Origin of the sequence: Lacinutrix jangbogonensis (genome assembly GCF_000797445.1) — a bacterium.
In the GTDB taxonomy this organism is placed as follows: Bacteria; Bacteroidota; Bacteroidia; order Flavobacteriales; family Flavobacteriaceae; genus Lacinutrix; species Lacinutrix jangbogonensis.
Genome location: NZ_JSWF01000027.1, coordinates 107,625 through 130,314, shown reverse-complemented (window position 1 = coordinate 130,314; position 22,690 = coordinate 107,625). Strand labels below are relative to the sequence as shown.

Genomic DNA, 22,690 nt, shown 5'->3' with positions numbered 1-22,690 from the left:
TGCATTAAATACTGCCGTTTCATAACATGCTATTATTGGTGCTAGAGGTTGCGTACCTGTTACAACCCATAAACAAGTTACTGTATTAAATGCTGCTGTTTCATAACATGCTGTTATTGGTTCTAAAGGTTGAGTTCCTGTTACATCCCAAACACAAGTTATATCATTAAACGTTGCTGTTTCAAAACATGATGTTATTGGTGCTAGAGGTTGTGTACCAGTTACACTCCAAACACAAGTTATATTGTTAAACGTTGCTGTTTCGTAACATGCTGTTATTGGTGCTAATGGTTGCGTACCTGTTACAACCCATAAACAAGTTACTGTATTAAATACTGCTGTTTCATAACATGCTGTTGTTGGTTCTAAAGGTTGAGTCCCTGTTACATCCCAAACACAAGTTGTATCATTAAACGTTGCTGTTTCGTAACATGCTGTTATTGGTGCTAATGGTTGCGTACCTGTTACATCCCAAACACAGGTTACTGTATTAAACATTGCTATTTCATAACATGCTGTTGTTGGTTCTAAAGGTTGAGTTCCTGTTACATCCCAAACACAAGTTGTATCATTAAACGTTGCCGTTTCATAACATGCTGTTATTGGTGCTAGAGGTTGCGTACCTGTTACAACCCATAAACAAGTTACTGTATTAAATGCTGCTGTTTCATAACATGCTGTTATTGGTTCTAAAGGTTGAGTTCCTGTTACATCCCAAACACAAGTCGTATCATTAAACGTTGCTGTTTCGTAACATGCTGTTATTGGTGCTAATGGTTGAGTACCTGTTACAACCCATAAACAAGTTACTGTATTAAACGTTGCCGTTTCATAACATGCTGTTGTTGGTGCTAAAGGTTGAGTTCCTGTTACATCCCAAACACAGGTTACTGTATTAAACATTGCTATTTCATAACATGCTGTTGTTGGTGCTAGAGGTTGAGTTCCTGTTACATCCCAAACACAAGTTGTATCATTAAACGTTACTGTTTCGTAACATGCTGTTATTGGTGCTAGAGGTTGAGCACCTGTTACAACCCATAAACAAGTTACTGTATTAAATGCTGCTGTTTCATAACATGCTGTTATTGGTTCTAAAGGTTGAGTTCCTGTTACATCCCAAACACAAGTCGTATCATTAAACGTTGTTGTTTCAAAACATGCTGTTATTGGTGCTAGAGGTTTGAGTTCCCTGTTACATCCCATAAACAAGTTACTGTATTAAATGCTGCTGTTTCATAACATGCTGTTATTGGTTCTAAAGGTTGAGTTCCTGTTACATCATACGTGGCGTATCATTAAACGTTGCTGTTTCAAAACATGATGTTATTGGTGCTAGAGGTTGTGTACCAGTTACACTCCAAACACAAGTTATATTGTTAAACGTTGCTGTTTCGTAACATGCTGTTGTTGGTGCTAATGGTTGAGTTCCTGTTACATCCTAAACACAGGTTACTGTATTAAACATTGCTATTTCATAACATGCTGTTGTTGGTTCTAAAGGTTGAGTTCCTGTTACATCCCAAGTACAAGTCAAATCGTTAAACGTTGCCGTTTCATAACATGCTATTATTGGTGCTAGAGGTTGAGCACCTGTTACAACCCATAAACAAGTTACTGTATTAAATGCTGCTGTTTCATAACATGCTGTTATTGGTTCTAAAGGTTGAGTTCCTGTTACATCCCAAACACAAGTCGTATCATTAAACGTTGTTGTTTCGTAACATGCTGTTATTGGTGCTAGAGGTTGCGTACCTGTTACATCCCATAAACAAGTTACTGTATTAAACGTTGCCGTTTCATAACATGCTGTTATTGGTGCTAAAGGTTGCGTACCTGTTACATACCAAACACAGGTTAATGTATTAAACATTGCTATTTCATAACATAATGTTGTTGGTTCTAAAGGTTGAGTTCCCGTTACATCCCAAACACAAGTCAAGTCATTAAACGTTGCTGTTTCAAAACATGATGTTATTGGTGCTAAAGGTTGCGTGCCTGTTACATCCCAAACACAGGTTAATGTATTAAACATTGCTATTTCATAACATAATGTTGTTGGTTCTAAAGGTTGAGTTCCCGTTACATCCCAAACACAAGTCAAGTCATTAAACGTTGCTGTTTCAAAACATGATGTTATTGGTGCTAGAGGTTGTGTACCAGTTACACTCCAAACACAAGTTATATTGTTAAACGTTGCCGTTTCATAACATGCTGTTGTTGGCGCTAATGGTTGAGTTCCTGTTACATCCCAAACACAAGTTGTATTGTTAAACGTTGCCGTTTCATAACATGCTGTTGTTGGCGCTAATGGTTGAGTTCCTGTTACATCCCAAACACAAGTTGTATCATTAAAAGTTGCTGTTTCGTAACATGCTGTTATTGGTGCTAAAGGTTGCGTACCGGTTACATCCCATAAACAAGTTACTGTATTAAACATTGCTATTTCATAACATAATGTTGTTGGTTCTAAAGGTTGAGTTCCTGTTACATCCCAAACACAAGTCGTATCATTAAACGTTGCTGTTTCGTAACATGCGGTTGTTGGTGCTAAAGGCTGTGTACCTATTACATCCCAAACACAGGTTAATGTATTAAACATTGCTATTTCATAACATGCTGTTGTTGGTTCTAAAGGTTGAGTTCCTGTTACATCCCAAACACAAGTCAAGTCATTAAACGTTGCTGTTTCGTAACATGCTGTTATTGGTGCTAAAGGTTGCGTACCGGTTACATCCCAAACACAGGTTAATGTATTAAACATTGCTATTTCATAACATAATGTTGTTGGTTCTAAAGGTTGAGTTCCCGTTACATCCCAAACACAAGTCAAGTCATTAAACGTTGCTGTTTCAAAACATGATGTTATTGGTGCTAGAGGTTGTGTACCTGTTACATTCCAAACACAGGTTATTGTATTAAACATTGCTGTTTCATAACATGCTGTTGTTGGCGCTAAAGGCTGTGTACCTGTTACATCCCAAACACAAGATATATCATTAAACGTTGCTGTTTCAAAACATGATGTTATTGGTGCTATAGGTTGTGTACCAGTTACACTCCAAACACAAGTTATATTGTTAAACGTTGCCGTTTCATAACATGCTGTTGTTGGCGCTAATGGTTGAGTTCCTGTTACATCCCAAACACAGGTTACTGTATTAAACATTGCTATTTCATAACATGCTGTTGTTGGTTCTAAAGGTTGAGTTCCTGTTACATCCCAAACACAAGTTGTATCATTAAACGTTGCTGTTTCGTAACATGCTGTTATTGGTGCTAAAGGTTGAGTTCCTGTTACATCCCAAACACAGGTTACTGTATTAAACATTGCTATTTCATAACATGCTGTTGTTGGTGCTAGAGGTTGAGTTCCTGTTACATCCCAAACACAAGTTGTATCATTAAACGTTACTGTTTCGTAACATGCTGTTATTGGTGCTAGAGGTTGAGCACCTGTTACAACCCATAAACAAGTTATATCATTAAACGTTGCTGTTTCGTAACATGCTGTTATTGGTGCTAATGGTTGCGTACCTGTTACATCCCATAAACAAGTTACTGTATTAAACGTTGCCGTTTCATAACATGCTGTTATTGGTGCTAAAGGTTGCGTACCTGTTACATACCAAACACAGGTTAATGTATTAAACATTGCTATTTCATAACATAATGTTGTTGGTTCTAAAGGTTGAGTTCCCGTTACATCCCAAACACAAGTCAAGTCATTAAACGTTGCTGTTTCAAAACATGATGTTATTGGTGCTAAAGGTTGTGTACCTGTTACATCCCAAACACAAGTTAATGTATTAAATGCTGCCGTTTCATAACATGCCGTTACTGGTGCTACTGGTTGTGTTCCGCTTATATCCCAAACACAAGTCGTATCATTAAACGTTGCTGTTTCAAAACATGCTATTATTGGTTCTAATGGTTGCGTTCCTGTTACAACCCATACACAAGTTACTGTGTTAAATGCTGCGGTTTCATAACAGGCGGTCACTGGTGCTAATGGTTGCGTTCCTGTTACATCCCAAACACATGTCGTGTCATTAAACGTTGCTGTTTCAAAACATGAGATTATTGGTGCTACTGGTTGTGTTCCGGTTACAACCCATACACAAGTTACTGTGTTAAATGCTGCGGTTTCATAACAGGCGGTCACTGGCGCTAATGGTTGCGTTCCTGTTACATCCCAAACACATGTCGTGTCATTAAACGTTGCTGTTTCAAAACATGAGATTATTGGTGCTACTGGTTGTGTTCCGGTTACAACCCATACACAAGTTGTATTGTTAAACGTTGCCGTTTCATAACATGCCGTTGCTGGTGCTGTTGGTTGTGTTCCAGTTACTTCCCATAAACAAGTTGTATTGTTAAAAGTTGCCGTTTCAAAACATAAGGTTATTGGTGGTAAAGGTTGTGTTCCGGTTACATCCCAAACGCAAGTTATGTCGTTAAACGTAGTTGTTTCATAACATGCGGTTGGTGGTTCTACTGGTTGGGTTCCCGTTACTTCCCAAACACCAGTCAAATCATTAAAAGTTGCTGTTTCATAACAGGCTGTTGGTGGTTCTACAAGCAATTTACATTGAATACCAAAATCTAATGTATTATCAACTGGTTCTATTGCTGATAACTCTGCTAATTTAACACCATCTGTTGTTAAACCGCAAACCTCAATTGATTCCAATTTACTTGAATTACTTGATTTAAGAACCCCAGCTGATGGCAATACTTTAACCAATCCACTTTCTCTCATTAAAACTGCTGCTGCTTCTATACCCGGTTCAAAATCAAACATTGCCTCATATTCACCCCATGCATTTAATGGAGCTCTAGTACGCCAATAACCTTGAATCCCTATTATTATCTCTTTTGAGAAACCATTTGGTCCAGTTACATAAATATTAGGAACAGTTATAGTTGTACTACCAAAACCTGCTGCGTTTAACTCTCCTTCATTATTAGCTCCTTCATAACTACCATCGCCATTGAAGTCAATCCATTCATAAGTACTATAATCTACATATCCGTTTGAATCAGGAATGTTTTCTGTTACAACTCCGTCATCGTTGGCATCATACCATTCATCTTGTATCCCATTAGCATTAATATCATACCAAACCAAATTTCCAAGAACGGGCAGGTCTGTTTTATTATATGAAAAATCCTTTACTTCATAATTACAATTATTAATAAATAAGAAACTTAAACTTGGCGATACATTATACAAATCATACGCTGTGTTTAAATTAGCATCCTGAACCTGAATAATATAATCTCCAGGAATAAATCCAGTAAAATTATAATATCCATTTGCTCCAGTCACCATCATTAATATTTGTCCTTCAGTACCATTATTTGGTATCAAAGTTACAGGAACATTTGCCAATGGAGTATTTGTATCATCGTTCATTATAATCCCTGAAATTTTAGTTGAATTACATATCACATTTACAGTAACAACCGCAGTATCACAATTACCTGCATTTGCAATTTCACATATGCTATAGGTTAAAGTATATTCACCTTCCGGGGTTCCATCAAGTACATCAATAGATCCATCAGGATTCAAAGTCACATAACCTGTAACATCAGCAGCAACAATTGTAAGGGTGACATCGTTCGGGTTAACTAGAGTATTATCAAGTGTATCATTATCAAATACATTTATAACATTTGTTAATCCATTTATACCATTAACATTACTTACGGTATCATCGACAGCATCTATTGGATTATCACAATCTGATATTACCGAAATAGTTACATCCCAAATACAAGTTTCAGTGTTGAACGTTGCCGTTTCAAAACACTCTGTTGTTGGTTCTAAAGGTTGAGTTCCTGTTACATCCCAAACACAAGTTATATCATTAAACGTTGCTGTTTCGTAACATGCTGTTATTGGTGCTAGAGGTTGTGTACCAGTTACACTCCAAACACAAGTTATATTGTTAAACGTTGCCGTTTCATAACATGGTGTTGTTGGTGCTACTGGTTGTGATCCTGTTACATCCCAAACACAGGTTAATGCATTAAATACTGCCGTTTCATAACATGCTATTATTGGTGCTAGAGGTTGCGTACCTGTTACAACCCATAAACAAGTTACTGTATTAAACGTTGCTGTTTCATAACATGCTGTTATTGGTTCTAAAGGTTGAGTTCCTGTTACATCCCAAACACAAGTTATATCATTAAACGTTGCTGTTTCAAAACATGCTGTTATTGGTGCTAGAGGCTGTGTACCAGTTACACTCCAAACACAAGTTATATTGTTAAACGTTGCTGTTTCGTAACATGCTGTTGTTGGTGCTAAAGGTTGTGTACCTGTTACATCCCAAACACAGGTTAATGTATTAAACATTGCTATTTCATAACATAATGTTGTTGGTTCTAAAGGTTGAGTTCCCGTTACATCCCAAACACAAGTCAAGTCATTAAACGTTGCTGTTTCAAAACATAATGTTGTTGGTTCTAAAGGTTGTGTACCTGTTACATTCCAAACACAAGTTATATTGTTAAACGTTGCCGTTTCATAACATGCTGTTGTTGGTGCTAATGGTTGAGTTCCTGTTACATCCCAAGTACAAGTCAAATCGTTGAACGTTGCTGTTTCGTAACATGCCGTTGTTGGCTCTGCTGGTTGTGTACCAGTTACATCCCATGAACAAGTTGTATCGTTGAACGTTGCTGTTTCATAACATGCTGTTGTTGGCTCTACTGGTTGTGTACCTGTAACATCCCAAGAACACGTTGTGTTATTAAAGGTTGCTGATTCGTAACATGCTGTTGTTGGTTCTGCTGGTTGTGCACCTGTAACATCCCATGAACAAGTCGTGTCATTAAACGTTGCTGTTTCATAACATGCTGTTGTTGGCTCTACTGGTTGTGTACCTGTAACATCCCATGAACAAGTTGTATATACGTGAACGTTGCCGTTTCATAACATGCTGTTGTTGGCTCTACTGGTTGTGTGCCTGTAACATCCCAAGAACACGTTGTGTTATTAAAGGTTGCTGATTCATAACATGCTGTTGTTGGCTCTACTGGTTGTGTACCAGTTACATCCCATGAACAAGCTGTATCGTTGAACGTTGCCGTTTCATAACATGCTGTTGTTGGTGCTACTGGTTGTGTACCTGTAACATCCCATGAACAAGTCGTGTCATTAAACGTTGCTGTTTCATAACATGCTGTTGTTGGCTCTACTAGTTGTGTACCTGTAACATCCCATGAACAAGTTGTATCGTATACGTGCCGTTTCATAACATGCTGTTGTTGGCTCTACTGGTTGTGTACCAGTTACATCCCATGAACAAGTTGTATCGTTGAACGTTGCCGTTTCATAACATGCTGTTGTTGGCTCTACTGGTTGTGTACCTGTAACATCCCAAGAACACGTTGTGTTATTAAAGGTTGCTGATTCATAACATGCCGTTGTTGGTTCTACTGGTTGTGTACCAGTTACATCCCATGAACAAGTCGTATCGTTGAACGTTGCCGTTTCATAACATGCTGTTGTTGGCTCTACTGGTTGTGTACCTGTAACATCCCAAGAACACGTTGTGTTATTAAAGGTTGCTGATTCGTAACATGCCGTTGTTGGCTCTACTGGTTGTGTACCAGTTACAACCCATGAACAAGTTGTATCGTTGAACGTTGCCGTTTCATAACATGCTGTTGTTGGTGCTACTGGTTGTGTACCTGTAACATCCCAAGAACACGTTGTGTTATTAAAGGTTGCTGATTCGTAACATGCCGTTGTTGGTTCTACTGGTTGTGTACCAGTTACATCCCATGAACAAGTTGTGTCGTTGAACGTTGCCGTTTCATAACATGCTGTTGTTGGCTCTACTGGTTGTGTACCTGTAACATCCCAAGAACACGTTGTGTTATTAAAGGTTGCTGATTCATAACATGCCGTTGTTGGTGCTGTTGGTTGTGTACCAGTTACATCCCATGAACAAGTTGTATCTTTGAACGTTGCCGTTTCATAACATGCTGTTGTTGGTTCTAATGGTTGTGTACCTGTGACATCCCAAACACATGTTGTTGTATTAAAAGTCGCTACTTCATAACACGTTGTTGTTGGTTCTAATGGTTTTGCACCTGTTACAACCCAAACACAAGTAACGGCATTAAACGTTGCCGTTTCATAACAAGCTGTTGTTGGTTCTAAAGGTTGTGTTCCTGTTATAATCCAAACACATGTTGTTGTATTAAACGTAGCTGTTTCATAACATGCTGTTGTTGGCTCTACAGGTTGAGTTCCTGTTATAACCCAAACACATGTTGTTGTATTAAACGTAGCTGTTTCATAACAAGCTGTTGTTGGTTCTAAAGGCTGTGTTCCTGTTATATTCCAAACACATGTTGTTGTATTAAACGTAGCTGTTTCATAACATGCTGTTGTTGGCTCTACAGGTTGAGTTCCTGTTATATCCCAAACACATGTTGTTGTATTAAACGTAGCTGTTTCATAACATGCTGTTGTTGGCTCTACTGGTTGTGTTCCTGTTACATCCCAAACACAAGTTACTGTATTGAAAGTAGTAGTTTCCCAACATTCTATTGTTGGCTGTGAAGGTTTTGGAGTAACAATTGCCGTTGTATTACAAGTACTTGTGCATCCATTACCATCAGTAATTGTTACCGTAAATATTTCTCCATTTGTAGTTCCTGTTACTGTCGGATTTTTAATCGCTAAATCACTTATTACTCCACTTCCATTAGTAGACCATAACCATGTAATTGCATTTCCTCCAGTTTCGTTTAATTGTAGAGTTCCTTCAATACAAACAGATCCATCATTAGTAGCATTACAATTTGGTAACGGATTAACCATTACTGTAATCGTTTGTTCTTCTGGACAACTATTATTAATAGTATTAACTTCTACTGTATAATCACCAGCATCTAATGCCGCTATTCCACTAATAGTAACTGTAGAAAGTGTTGATAATGTGGTTGCTGGTGCTGAGTCTTTATACCATCTATAAGTATAATCTCCTGCTGATATCGGTGATGTAGTATCATCTCCTGTTACACCCGTTGATCCAAAATCTGTTACTCTAACTCCTGTTGGAGTAGCTGTAAATGTAATATTTTCTCCTTCACAGAGTACTGAAGGTGTTGGGTTTGAAATAATAACTATTGCACTTATAACATCACTAGTTATTACTGCAGTAGATAAGGCTTGACCAACTGTTTCTGAACCTGAAGTAATACCTCCAGTAACAACAGTTGGAATACCATTAGTATTAACTGGTAAAGGAAAGTTAAGAGAACTTCCGGGAAGCGGACTTCCTCCACTAAGAATATTGGTTACTTGTGCTGTTGTATATGCACCAGCTGCTTCTATAGCATCTGGACAACCATCATTATCACTGTCTGTATCTAAATAATCTGGAGTACCATCTAAATCGGTATCTCTCTCTACTACAATTGGTGCATTACACGTGTTTGCAGTGAATTGTATTTCTTGTATATATGGATCATAGCCTACCTGGCCACCACTTATCCAACGAATTCTATATACTTTATATGCCGTTGTATTAGATAAATTTATTAGTTCTCTTTTGGACTCAGCGATACCATTTGAAGTAATAACACTTGTAAGGTTATCGTAGCCTGTTCCATTAAAACCTTGAACTTGAAATTTTACACCATTTTCTATAAAAGAATCTGTTCTATCTAAACGAATATTTATTTGTGTTAAGGTAAGAGCTTCCAAAAACGAAATACTAAAAATATTTTTTTGAACCGTAAAGCTTTGATTATTGTCAAAATAGAAGGTGTTATCGAGAGTTCCATTAAGGAGGTTTGCCGTTGTACCATTCTCGATCTGTAAATCAGTTCCAATAGATGTTATTTTTTGTATTGGGCAGACAACTGTTGTCCCTAATTCGTCAGTATCTAAAATACCATCATTATCATCATCAAGATCACAAATATCTGAAACGCCATCGTTATCTGCATCGGCATTCCCCGAAGCTAAAGCATCACAAGGATTTGGGCTAATTACAATCGTTTCTATTGCATCATCCGTTTCATCATTTCCATCAGAAATTGTGTATGGGAATGTTACTGTTCCTATATAACCTGAATCCGAAGTAAAAGTAATCACACCTAAAGCGTTAATAGCTACGGTTCCATTTGTTACTGGAATTGATTGTATACCACCAGTAATGTTTTCACCATTAATAGAGATAATTGTTAAAGGATCATTATCTGGATCGCTATCTGCAACCCCTTCTGTTAATGGATTTAAAACGACAGGCGTATCTCCAGTAGTTGCATAATAATCATCAGTTGCAGTTGGTGGACTATTGACAATAATTAAACCACAATCATTGGGTCTATTTGAAGGTGTTAACAACGCATTTAAAAGCATTCTTTTACCATTCACATCATCATGGTCATGCCCTCCTAAATAGTGCACATACCCACCTGTACTTCCAATTACACCATTTATTTTACCTACGTAAGCAACGTAAGCACTATTTGGTCTAGAAATTATTTTTTTACCAGGGTTCGATGTTAATTTAAAATCCTCTACTGAACCTCCTTCATCTGGAAGCGTTCCTATAAACTGAGCAAATGGCTCTGAATGATTACTGTAAGTTTCACTTCCGCCTGTATTCTTAGTTTGATAATTAGCTAGTAACCCTTGCATAGAGTATGATTGAACTGCATGACATTGACCAAGAAAATTACCACCACTTTTTAAAAACAATTCAACATTATTCTTTTTAGAAGCACTCACATCATCTTCCTCAACATGAGGTTCGCTTACAAAAGTGTAACAAGATGCTGAATTTATAATACTAGAAGAATTAGAAACCGTAGTATAATGTGTGCCATTACTTAAGCCTGCTTTACTGTATATTGAGGTATGGATACTTGCTTTTCCACCGTCAGACAAAACAGCAGCTTTTGGTTTGTGTATTAAATTTGTATATATCTCAATTTGGTTGTCGAAACTTGTTTGATACACATTAACATTGTTGCCATAAGCGTTAATAACAGATAGTGCTTGAGCTTCAAACCCTGGATAAATAATTATAGGGCCAGCTTTAAAATCTCTTGAAGAACTGCCTTGAGTCGTTGGTTTAATTCGAGAGGCCTTAGCCGTAAAATCAATACCATCTTTAACTTTACCACTTTTTATTGCCCATTTTAAAGGAACACCTGCATGCAATAACCTCACAACTAAACCATACGCTTTTAAATTGAACGTTCCGCCTCCTTGCAGAGCATCATCCATTGCTATGACATAAGATCCAGCAGGAATAGTTTCAATTTGAGAGACAGTAAGGGGAGAAGGATTTAAATTTTCATATTGAAAAGTACTTAACGTATCAGTATTTCCAGAAACTGCAAAATGCATTGGTGTTCTAGAATATGTATACCCATTAGCTGGAGTAATTTCAACACTACTTGTTTGATCTCTATCATTAGTAGCCATATTATCTTCCCATGTTATAAAACCTGTAGAAAATTTGGCTATCGATTGATGATACGTTGTGAGTGAAATATCCGAATTAGGATTAAAAACACCGTCAATTGCGATTTTAGAATAATCATGAGCATTAACACTAATGGATGCGAAAAAGGCAAACATAAGAAAAGCACTCAGAGTACATTTATAAATAGATTCTTTGTAGCAATTACTAGAGTCTGTGTTTTTTGTTGGTTTATTAAAGTAATTTTTCATCATTTGAGTTAAAATTATTTATAATGTTTTTCTATTTATTTTGAATATAAAAACGGCTTTTAACAATTATTAATATTTTCATTACACCTCGAAAATTATTAAATCATAATAATAGCGGAGTGCAAATTACTTTAGATTTTCTATTGTAAAGATTTTTATTGTTCAACTGTAAAAAAGAACGATACAATACACTTTCAGGCCTAAATCTTTGACAAAATTCAATGATATTCTCAGTTTTTAGAAAACTTTTCTTAATTAAAAAGACACATTAATCGCTCTAATAATTATTATTTTCTTGCATTTTATACAAATATTTGGTTTACGGTAAAACCCGTAATATTCTAAATTGGCCGCAAAACTATTTGGATAACATTATCAAAAAACTTTTTGATAATGAATTTTGGATTTATTCGTTTAAAAACACATAAAATCCGACAAAGTACTCTAACGACTGCTTTTGTTATTTGAATAATAAAAAAAGGCTTAAACACCATAGATAATAGGCTCACAAAAAAATAAAAATTAGTTTTGTTAACAGTTTTATTTTTAATTTGTGATTTAAAATATAAGAGCAGCCATAATTAGCAAAGGCATAATTACTAATAAACAGTGCTTAGAAGAGTATAAAATGTGTTTTTTAGGGTATAGAAAGTTAAACACTATTGAATTTTTTTTTAATAAATCGGCTAACATTTCCAACTTAAATGAATACAATTATTATTAATAATTAGTGTGTTATTGTCAAGCTCTTTTAAAAGTTAAGGTTAACAATATATCCACTATCCTCTTTTATAAAAATTGTAGTATACTTTTAAAACAATTTCAATATGATGACCTCTAATAAAAATTATTAGGTTGATTGAGAAAAGAATAGAACCAAAATTAAAAAAAAGTAAAAAAGGCATATAATCGTTAAAATCTCAAATTAAGTTTTAGTAAAATTAGAGGGTTTTAATTTAAATAAAAATATACAAAAAGAACGTGATCGATTACTTTAAATGCAAGTAATAATTTTATATTTGCGCATACATTTTTTTATGGAATTTTTAAAAGAAATACAACGCAGAAGAACATTTGGTATCATTTCTCATCCAGATGCAGGTAAGACTACCTTAACCGAAAAACTCTTATTATTTGGAGGTGCGATCCAGGAAGCGGGAGCAGTAAAAAGTAATAAAATTAAAAAAGGAGCAACCAGTGATTTCATGGAAATTGAGCGCCAAAGAGGGATTAGTGTGGCTACTTCTGTTTTAGCTTTTGAATATAATGGTATAAAAATTAACATTCTCGACACACCTGGTCACAAAGATTTTGCGGAGGATACGTTTAGAACACTTACTGCAGTAGATAGTGTAATTGTGGTTATTGATGTAGCAAAAGGTGTTGAAGAGCAAACAGAAAAACTTGTTGAAGTTTGCCGTATGCGTAACATACCAATAATTGTTTTTATTAATAAAATGGATCGTGAAGGTAAGGATGCTTTTGAATTACTAGATGAGATTGAGCAAAAATTAGGTTTAAAAGTTACTCCTTTAAGTTTCCCTATTGGCATGGGTTACGATTTTAAAGGTATCTATAATATTTGGGAGAAAAACTTAAATTTATTTAGTGGAGATAGTCGTAAGAATATTGAAGAAACCATTGAAATTTCTGATTTAAACTCTAGCGAATTGAATACACTAATAGGTGATGAAGCTTCTGAAACACTGAGAGAAGAAATAGAATTGGTTGAAGGTATATATCCTAGTTTTGATCGTCAAGACTATTTAGATGGTAACTTACAGCCTGTCTTTTTTGGCTCTGCTTTAAATAGTTTTGGTGTTCGTGAATTATTAGATTGTTTTGTAGAGATTGCACCAACTCCTAGAGCAAAACAAAGTGAAGAACGCTTGGTACAACCTGATGAGGATAAGTTTACTGGGTTTGTGTTTAAAATTCATGCCAACATGGATCCTAATCATAGAAATAGATTAGCTTTCGTTAAAATTGTTTCTGGAGAGTTTAAGCGTAACGCACCATACTTGCATGTAAGACATAATAAAAAGGTAAAATTCTCGAGTCCAAATGCCTTTTTTGCAGAGAAAAAAGAGATTGTAGACATTTCCTTCCCTGGTGATATTGTTGGATTACAGGACACTGGAACCTTTAAAATTGGTGATACCTTAACTGAAGGTGAAGTCTTAAACTATAAAGGTGTCCCTAGCTTTTCACCAGAGCACTTTAGATATATTAATAATGCTGATCCCATGAAATCTAAGCAATTAAATAAAGGAATCGACCAATTAATGGATGAAGGTGTTGCACAACTCTTTACATTAGAATTAAACGGAAGAAAAGTTATTGGAACTGTTGGTGCTCTGCAATATGAGGTAATACAATATAGATTAGAGCATGAATATGGTGCAAAATGTACCTACGAAAATCTAAATGTTTTTAAAGCATGTTGGGTAGAGCCAGAAAACCCTAAAAGTGAAGAATTTACGTCATTTAAGAGAGTTAAACAGCGTTATTTAGCAAAAGACAAGAGTAATAAATTAGTTTTTTTAGCAGATTCTTCTTTTTCTTTACAAATGACACAACAGAAATATCCAAGTATTACTTTTCATTTTACTTCAGAATATTAAGCCGTAAATTTTATCAACATTTTTGTTCTATCTTTTTATTGTTAATAACCTATTAATAATAAAAATTCAGGAACTCACTCTCCATATGATTATTGGATATTTTTGTATACGGAATACAAGCATCACGTATCATAGTCATCTAATCTGAATGAAGTTAATTTGTAAACTATTTGTTTTTTATTTTTTAGGAAGTGTTTTTGGGTTCGCTCAAAATAACATCAAATCTCATATTGTTTCAAAAGGCGAAAACGCATATAGAATTTCCTTAAAATATAATGTCACCATGGATGCTATTTTTAAGCAAAATCCTGGTTCAGACAAAGTCCTAAAAGTAGGGCAAACTTTAAAAATACCTAATTCAACTCAACTTACTCAAAATTATAATCAAGGTAATTCACCTAATACCGTTGGGACATGGTCTCCTGCTCTTAATAGTGGTACTGGTGTTTTTGACCCTACTGTTGATCCTCCGGGAGTTTATACCTACACGGTATCTAATTCGGATTCTTCTTGTGGTGATGCCTCGGCTTCTGTAACGGTTTCTTTCATTATTCAACCGGTTGCTGGTAACGATGGAAGTCTGGAAATTTGTAAAAATGAGAGCAATACCTATGACCTATTTAATAGTTTAGGTGGTACTCCAGATACTCTCGGCACATGGTTACCAGCTCTCAGTAGCGCTACTGGTGCTTTTGACCCTACTATTGATTCAGCAGGGACTTATACTTATACAGTCTCTAGTTCTGGTCCTGATTGTAGTGATGCTTCGGCTACGGTAACGGTGTCTTTTAGTACTCCTCCTATTGCCGGTAACAATGGCAGTCTAGAAATTTGTGAAGATGACACCAATACCTATGACCTATTTAAAAATTTAGGTGGTTCTCCTGATGCCGGTGGTACATGGTTGCCATCTCTTAATAGTAGTTCAGGTATTTTTGACCCTACTATTGATACACCGGGAACTTATACCTATACAGTTTCTAGTTTTGGTACTGCTTGCAATGATGCCTCGGCTTCAGTACGTGTGTCTTTTAGTGTTCCTCCTGTTGCTGGTAGCGATGGAAGTCTAGAAATTTGTGAGGATGACACTAATACCCACGATCTATTTAATAGTCTTGGGAACTCACCTGATTCTTGTGGTATATGGACACCAACACTTAATAGTGGAACGGGTGTTTTTAATCCTACTCTTGATCCTCCGGGAACTTATACTTATACAGTCTCAAGTTCTGATACTGCTTGTAATGATGCCTCGGCTTCAGTAAGTGTGTCTTTTAATATTCTGCCTATTGCTGGTAGAGATGGTAGTTTAGAAATTTGTCAAGACGACACCAATACTTACGATCTATTTAATAGTCTTGGTGGTTCAAAAAAACAGATAAAGACTTCGAATTATAAAAATCCTATTTCTGTCACAACTAAACCAAAACGTACTACAGTTAATGTAAAAACAGAAGAATCGCTAAACATTCCATCTCATTCTAGTACTAAACTTAATGTTGAATATATTGACTATGTTATAACATCAAAAGAAACGCTTTATGGTTTATCACAAAAAGCAGGAATGTCAATTAATAAATTTCTAAAGTTAAATCCACAACTTTCTAAATCGGTTTTAATAGGTACCATCATTAAAATGCCAAAGAATAGTGAGATAAGTAATACCGAGAGCAATAAACCTTCTGAAAAAATTTACGCATTAACAAAGCAAAATATTATTACACAAATTATTTGTGATGAAACTTCTGAGACATCTAATAATCCAACTTTTGTAGAAAACTACAAAATTGGTATGCAAATGGCTATTGATTCCATTAAAAACATAGTCCCAAATATTAATTTGAAGATCAGTAATACTTCAAACTCATTATCTATTGAAGACGCAGATAATTCTAAGTTAATTTCACAGTTTATTATTAAACCTTTTTCTTCGGAAACAAGTGATAATGAAAAATTTAATAACTTGAGTATTTCAACACTTCAGAATGGAAGCGTTATAAATATTAATTATAAAGGCTTAACTGACGAGTCTGAAATGCAAAAGGGTATTATTAAGTATTTAAATGAAAATGATGGGAATAAAATTCTAATTTATGATAAAGACAAAAATGACACAAAAGAGTTTGTTGAAAGTCAAATTGCAAATCTAAAAACGATCCTTGTAAATAAAAAAGGCATATTTAATAGTCAAGACTTAAAGGATTATTTAAATTCTAAGACAAAAAACTATGTTATAATTGAAAGCTCACGTGATGGAGTTTTCTTGAGTGCAACAAATACATTATTAAAACAATTAGCGAACTATAATATTGAACTTGTTGTCTTAAATGCAAATTACATTCCCGAAGTTGAGAAGGTTTCTAGTAAACGATTTCGTATTCTAAAATTAATTTATCCATCTTGTTTTTCTTCAAAATTTTATAATGAAAAAAGAATTCTATTAAATAATTATTCAGAAAACATTAGTGAAAATGATAGTGATGCTATTGCTTTTGGATTTGGCATGATCTATAATGCGCTTTATCAAATTTATTTCACTGAATATGATAACTTTAAGGGTAATTCGTCTAACACTCTTGGAATACCTCTTGAATATGACGGATCAAACCAACAATTTATTAATAAAACTATTTTCATCTATCGTTTTGATGAAAACTTGAATAATTTCTTGCTGAAATCATACAAATAACCAGTCAGTTAGCATAAAGTCAAACACTAAAAACAGATATTTTTTACCGTTTATCGGTAAAACTTAACTTATTATCGTAGCTTTACTTTTTAATAATAAATATTAGAAACTGAACCATATCGAGAATTCACAATTATCTCATGGTGTTAGACCCAAACTAATGACGAAACCCAAAACGTTTTTTGTTGTTGTCGTATTTGCACTTTTAGGAAATATATTATTTTCCTATGCTCAATGTCCTACGATTGTTAATACTACTCAAAATTTTTGTGATGTAGAATCACTTCTTGTTTCTGATTTGCAAGCTTTTGATAATAGCGGAGGTATTGTTTGGTATGACACCGTCAATTCAGTAATCCCACTTAATAATTCTTCTTTTCTTATTAATGGTGAAGATTATTTTGCTGACGATAACACTGGAGGTTGTGGTATTAGAGAAGGTGTTATTGTAAATATTATTGGACCTCCTATAGGTTTAAACTTTCAAGGAGTTTGTGTAGAAGCCCTAAATGAAGCTACCATTTCAGATCTTGTAGTATCAGGAAATGATATTCAATGGTATTTAACTCCAACAGGTGGTACAGCATTAAATCCTAATTCAATTATAATAGATACTACTATCTATTATGCAGACCAATCCAACCCAGTATCAGGCTGTAGAACATCGAGATTATCAGTCCTAGTCAATGTGGGTTTTGTTCCTTTACCAACAGGTAATGCTATACAGCGTTTTTGTGTTATTACAGATTTAAATCTTCCAATAGTATCAGATTTAGTAGGAACCGGCAATAACATACAATGGTACTCTTCAAATTCATCTGCTATTCCTTTAGATCCTAGTACGTCATTAATAAATGAGCAGAGTTACTTTGCAACTTCTTCAGATCCTCCATGTGAAAATTCTAACAGGTTAGAAGTCTTTGTAGAATTAATAAATCAAAATTCGGCTGGCTCTGATGGTAATCTGGAAATTTGTGAAGATGACAACAATACATACGACTTATTTAATAATTTAGGTAGTTCTCCTGATGCTGGTGGCACATGGCTACCTGCTCTTAATAGTACTACTGGTCTTTTTGATCCTAATGTTGACTCACCGGGAACTTATACCTATACGGTTGTTACTTCTGATCCTATTTGTAATGATGCCTCGGCCTCGGTAATAGTCTCCTTTAGTATTCCACCTGTTGCTGGTAGCGATGGTAGTCTGGACATTTGTGAAGACGATACTAATATCTATGACCTATTTAATAATTTAGACGGTTCTCCTAATCTAGGTGGTACATGGTTCCCTACTCTAAATAGTACTACTGGTCTTTTCGATCCTACTATTGATACACCAGGAACTTATACCTATACTGTTGCTACTTCTAATCCTGCTTGTAGTAACGCTTCGGCTTCGGTAATAGTCTCTTTTAATATTCCTCCTGTTGCTGGTAGCGATGGCAGTCTAGACATTTGTGAAGATGACACCAATTCGTATGATTTATTTAACAATTTAGGTGGTTCTCCTGATGCTGGTGGCACATGGTTGCCTACTCTAAATAGTACTACTGGTCTTTTTGATCCTACTATTGATACACCGGGAATTTATACCTATACGGTCACCTCTTCTAGTCCTGTTTGTAGTGATGCTTTGGCTTCGGTAACAGTATCTTTTAGTATTCCTCCTGTTGCTGGTAGCAATGGAAGTCTAGATATTTGTGAAGATGATACTAATACATACGAATTATTTAATAATTTAGGTGGTTCTCCTAATCTAGGTGGTACATGGTTCCCTACTCTAAATAGTACTACTGGTCTTTTTGACCCTACTATTGATACACCAGGAACTTATACCTATACTGTTGCTACTTCTAATCCTGCTTGTAGTGACGCTTCGGCTTCGGTAACCGTGTCTTTTAGTATTCCGCCTGTTGCTGGTAGCAATGGAAGTCTAGATATTTGTGAAGATGAAACTAATACATACGACCTATTTAATAATTTAGGTGGTTCTCCTGATGCTGGTGGAACATGGTTGCCTACTCTAAATAGTACTACTGGTATTTTTGATCCTAGTATTGATCCACCGGGAACATATATCTATACAGTCTCTACTTCTAATCCTGCTTGCAATGATGCTTCGGCTTCGGTAATAGTCTCTTTTAGTATTCCTCCTGTTGCTGGTAGCGATGGAAGTCTGGACATTTGTGAAGGTGACACCAATTCCTATGATTTATTTAACAATTTAGGTGGTTCTCCTGATGCTGGTGGAACATGGTCACCTGCTCTTAATAGTACTACTGGTTTTTTGATCCTACTATTGATACACCAGGAACTTATACCTATACTGTTGCTACTTCTAATCCTGCTTGTAGTGATGCTTCGGCTTCGGTAATAGTCTCTTTTAATATTCCTCCTGTTGCTGGTAGCGATGGTAGTCTAGACATTTGTGAAGATGATACCAATACCCATGACCTATTTAATAATTTAGGCGGTTCTCCTAATCTAGGTGGAACATGGTTCCCTACTCTAAATAGTACTAATGGTATTTTTGACCCTAATATTGACACACCGGGAATTTATACCTATACGATCACCTCTTCTAATCCTGCTTGCAGTGATGCTTCGGCTTCGGTAACAGTCTCTTTTAGTATTCCACCTGTTGCTGGTAGCGATGGAAGTCTGGAGATTTGTGAACATGATACTAATATCTATGATTTATTTAACAATTTAGGTGGTTCTCCTGATGCTGGTGGAATATGGTCACCTGCTCTTAGCAGTACTACTGGCATTTTTGATTCTACTATTGATTCACATGGAACTTATATTTATACAATCTCTACATCTGATTCTGCTTGCGGTGATGCTTCGGCTTCGGTAACCGTGTCTTTTAGTATTCCGCCTGTTGCTGGTAGCAATGGAAGTCTAGATATTTGTGAAGATGAAACTAATACATACGACCTATTTAATAATTTAGGTGGTTCTCCTGATGCTGGTGGAACATGGTTGCCTACTCTAAATAGTACTACTGGTATTTTTGATCCTAGTATTGATCCACCGGGAACATATATCTATACAGTCTCTACTTCTAATCCTGCTTGCAGTGATGCTTCGGCTTCGGTAATAGTCTCTTTTAGTATTCCTCCTGTTGCTGGTAGCGATGGAAGTCTGGACATTTGTGAAGGTGACACCAATTCCTATGATTTATTTAACAATTTAGGTGGTTCTCCTGATGCTGGTGGAACATGGTCACCTGCTCTTAATAGTACTACTGGTATTTTTGACCCTACTATTGATACACCGGGAATTTACACCTATACTGTCGCTACTTCTGATCCAGTTTGTAGTGATGCCTCGGCTTCAATAACTGTTTCTTTTAGTATTCCTCCTGTTGCTGGTAGCGATGGTAGTCTGGACATTTGTGAAGATGATACTAATACATACGACTTATTTAATAATTTAGGCGGTTCTCCTGATGCTGGTGGTACATGGCTACCTACTCTAAATAGTAATACTGGTCTTTTTGATCCTACTATTGATGCCCCTGGAACTTATACCTATACGGTTGCTACTTCTAATCCTGTTTGCAGTGATGCTTCGGCTTCAATAACGGTCTCCTTCCCTATCCCACCTATTGCTGGTGACGATGGTAATCTGGAAATTTGTGAAGATGACAACAATACCTATGATTTATTTGACAGTTTAGGTGGTTCTCCTGATACTGGTGGCACATGGTCGCCTGCTCTTAATAGTACTACTGGTGTTTTTGATCCTACTATTGATATACCAGGAACATATACGTATTCTATTAGCATTCCAGAATGTAGTTTATTTGATTCAGCTGAAGTTATAGTTTTCTTTTTAGAATTACCTAATATCATAGATTTAGAAATAAGTGTTAATAATATATGTAAAGGAGAAGATCTCACAGTAAACGTTATCAATGCTAGTTCCCTTGAAAACGGTAATTATGTAATAATTTATAATATAACAGCTGATGATAGCTTTACAGATTCAGTGCTAGTCGAAATAATTGATGGCGAAGGCACATTCATAATTTTAGCCGATGTGTTGACTATTACTGGAGAATATGAGTTGACCATTACTGATGTTATTTCTGAATCTAGTAATTGTGATGCAGATGCATCTTTAATTATTCCTATTACGTTTGAAGTTTATGAAAGTATAACACCAATTCTAATAAATCAAGGAAATGTTTTTTGTATCAACGATGAACCAACCATTGAAGACCTCTCTAACAATATTATTAACAGTGATGACATAATTTGGTATGACAGGTATGAAGACGGAAATGTATTACCACCAAATTCATATCTAATTGATGGAGAAACATATTTTGCATCTATGATGACTTTTCAAAATTGCCCAAGTATAAACAGGTTAATTGTTACGGTAGAATTGACAGTCTGCCAAGATGATTTGATAATTCCCGATGGATTCTCTCCAAACGGAGATACTATAAACGACACATTTCAAATTAAAAATTTAAAGGAATTATATCCTAATTTCAAATTGACTATTTATAATCGATATGGTAATAAACTTTACAGTGGAGACCTTAACACACCTGAATGGGATGGAGTATCAAATACGAGTTCTCGTTTTGGAAACTCAACCGTTCCTGCAGGTGTCTATTTCTTTATTTTAGAATTTAATGATGATAATCAAGAACCTCTTCAAGGTCGAGTATATTTAAACATGTAAAATAAATGCTGATTAAAAATAACATATTAACCGTTTTTTTATTTCTGATAGGAAGTGTTTTTTCTAGCTATAGTCAGCAAGATCCTCATTATACCCAGTATATGTATAACATGAGTATTGTTAACCCTGGATATGCCACTAACAACAACGAGGCTATAAACTTTGGATTACTTTATAGATCTCAATGGGTTGGAGCAGTTGGAGCGCCTTCGACAGCAACATTCTTTGCCCACTCCACTATAACCGATAGATTAGAAGGCGGTATTTCAATATTTCATGATCAAATTGGTGATGTAGTCCAAAACACTAACCTATTTGCTGATATTGCTTATGTTATACCAGTTAACGATAAATCAAATTTATCTTTTGGTGTTAAAGCTGGGCTATCTTTTTATTCTACGAATTTTGATGGTTTTGTATATTCTGATCCATTACCGGATCCAACTTTTGCAGAGAATTTTACTAGAACCTTTCCAAACCTAGGAGTTGGCGCATTTTATTTTTCAGACCATTACTATTTAGGCTTTTCAGCACCCAATTTATTAAAGTCAAAATATATTAATGAAAGTAGTGGTGTTGTTTCAACTGCTAGCGAAGAATTACACATGTTTTTAACTGGTGGCTACATTTTCAATTTAAATAAAAACTTAAAACTAAAACCTGCTTTCATGGCCATTGGAGTAAACGGAGCGGCTTTAACATTAGATTTAACTGCAAATGTACTAATTAACAATCTTGTAGAGTTTGGTGTTGGTTACAGATTTGGAGATGGAATTAGTGGTTTGGCGAATTTTCAAGCATCCAAGTCCATCAGAATAGGCTATGCCTATGATTATACAATTTCTAATTTAGGCAATTTTAATTCGGGTTCGCATGAAATTATGTTGTTATTAGACCTCTCTAAATTTGGCGGTGGTTATGATAAATCCCCAAGATTCTTTTAAAACA

General features: G+C 35.4%; 10 protein-coding genes. 5 read left to right on the top strand and 5 right to left on the bottom strand.

The window, feature by feature from the left end:
- The 4 genes from RH82_RS08995 to RH82_RS08980 all read right to left on the bottom strand — a co-directional run.
- Nucleotides 1-1,206, bottom strand: a 1,206-nt coding sequence (locus tag RH82_RS08995; protein WP_034060007.1) for a hypothetical protein, incomplete at its 3' end; no start/stop codon positions are given.
- A 235-nt stretch (nucleotides 1,207-1,441) separates the two neighbouring features.
- Nucleotides 1,442-6,601, bottom strand: coding sequence for a hypothetical protein (locus RH82_RS08990; RefSeq protein ID WP_034060005.1), 5,160 nt, complete (start codon nucleotides 6,599-6,601; stop codon nucleotides 1,442-1,444).
- 284 nt (nucleotides 6,602-6,885) lie between these two features.
- Nucleotides 6,886-7,272, bottom strand: coding sequence for a hypothetical protein (locus RH82_RS08985; RefSeq protein WP_034060002.1), 387 nt, complete (start codon nucleotides 7,270-7,272; stop codon nucleotides 6,886-6,888).
- Nucleotides 7,190-11,725 (bottom strand): Ig-like domain-containing protein, encoded by a 4,536-nt coding sequence (locus RH82_RS08980; protein ID WP_156112445.1) that lies wholly within the window; start codon nucleotides 11,723-11,725, stop codon nucleotides 7,190-7,192. Before RH82_RS08980 ends, RH82_RS08985 begins: the two co-directional genes overlap by 83 nt.
- Before the next feature lie 1,034 nt (nucleotides 11,726-12,759).
- Here RH82_RS08980 and RH82_RS08975 point away from each other — a divergent pair.
- The 3 genes from RH82_RS08975 to RH82_RS08965 all read left to right on the top strand — a co-directional run bounded on the left by RH82_RS08975 (nucleotide 12,760) and on the right by RH82_RS08965 (nucleotide 19,412).
- Nucleotides 12,760-14,346, top strand: a complete 1,587-nt coding sequence (locus RH82_RS08975) for a peptide chain release factor 3 (protein ID WP_034059998.1) — start codon at nucleotides 12,760-12,762, stop codon at nucleotides 14,344-14,346.
- Between the two features lie 148 nt (nucleotides 14,347-14,494).
- A complete protein-coding gene (locus RH82_RS08970) occupies nucleotides 14,495-17,035 on the top strand; it encodes a LysM peptidoglycan-binding domain-containing protein (protein WP_034059996.1) in 2,541 nt (846 codons plus the stop codon).
- A 160-nt stretch (nucleotides 17,036-17,195) separates the two neighbouring features.
- Nucleotides 17,196-19,412, top strand: a complete 2,217-nt coding sequence (locus tag RH82_RS08965) for a hypothetical protein (protein WP_034059995.1) — start codon at nucleotides 17,196-17,198, stop codon at nucleotides 19,410-19,412.
- On the opposite strand, the gene RH82_RS18385 is transcribed toward RH82_RS08965, so the two are convergent.
- A complete protein-coding gene (locus tag RH82_RS18385; RefSeq protein WP_156112444.1) occupies nucleotides 19,360-19,587 on the bottom strand; it encodes a hypothetical protein in 228 nt (75 codons plus the stop codon). The two genes, RH82_RS08965 and RH82_RS18385, sit on opposite strands and share 53 nt — an antisense overlap.
- Nucleotides 19,588-19,900: 313 nt before the next feature.
- On the opposite strand from RH82_RS18385, the gene RH82_RS08960 reads away from it, so the two are divergent.
- Nucleotides 19,901-21,742, top strand: a complete 1,842-nt coding sequence (locus tag RH82_RS08960; protein WP_034059993.1) for a gliding motility-associated C-terminal domain-containing protein — start codon at nucleotides 19,901-19,903, stop codon at nucleotides 21,740-21,742.
- A gap of 5 nt (nucleotides 21,743-21,747) precedes the next feature.
- On the top strand, nucleotides 21,748-22,686 hold the full coding sequence (locus RH82_RS08955; RefSeq protein ID WP_052158282.1) for a PorP/SprF family type IX secretion system membrane protein: 939 nt from the start codon (nucleotides 21,748-21,750) through the stop codon (nucleotides 22,684-22,686).
- The last annotated feature ends 4 nt before the right edge of the window (nucleotides 22,687-22,690 follow it).

Bases quoted from the DNA above. Each gene is read 5' to 3' on its own strand.
- RH82_RS08955 (WP_052158282.1), top strand. From the start codon at position 21,748: ATGCTGATTAAAAATAACATATTAACCGTTTTTTTATTTCTGATAGGA.
- RH82_RS08975 (WP_034059998.1), top strand. From the start codon at position 12,760: ATGGAATTTTTAAAAGAAATACAACGCAGAAGAACATTTGGTATCATT.
- RH82_RS08965 (WP_034059995.1), top strand. From the start codon at position 17,196: ATGACGAAACCCAAAACGTTTTTTGTTGTTGTCGTATTTGCACTTTTA.
- RH82_RS08970 (WP_034059996.1), top strand. From the start codon at position 14,495: ATGAAGTTAATTTGTAAACTATTTGTTTTTTATTTTTTAGGAAGTGTT.
- RH82_RS08980 (WP_156112445.1), bottom strand. From the start codon at position 11,725: ATGATGAAAAATTACTTTAATAAACCAACAAAAAACACAGACTCTAGT.
- RH82_RS08985 (WP_034060002.1), bottom strand. From the start codon at position 7,272: ATGAAACGGCACGTATACGATACAACTTGTTCATGGGATGTTACAGGT.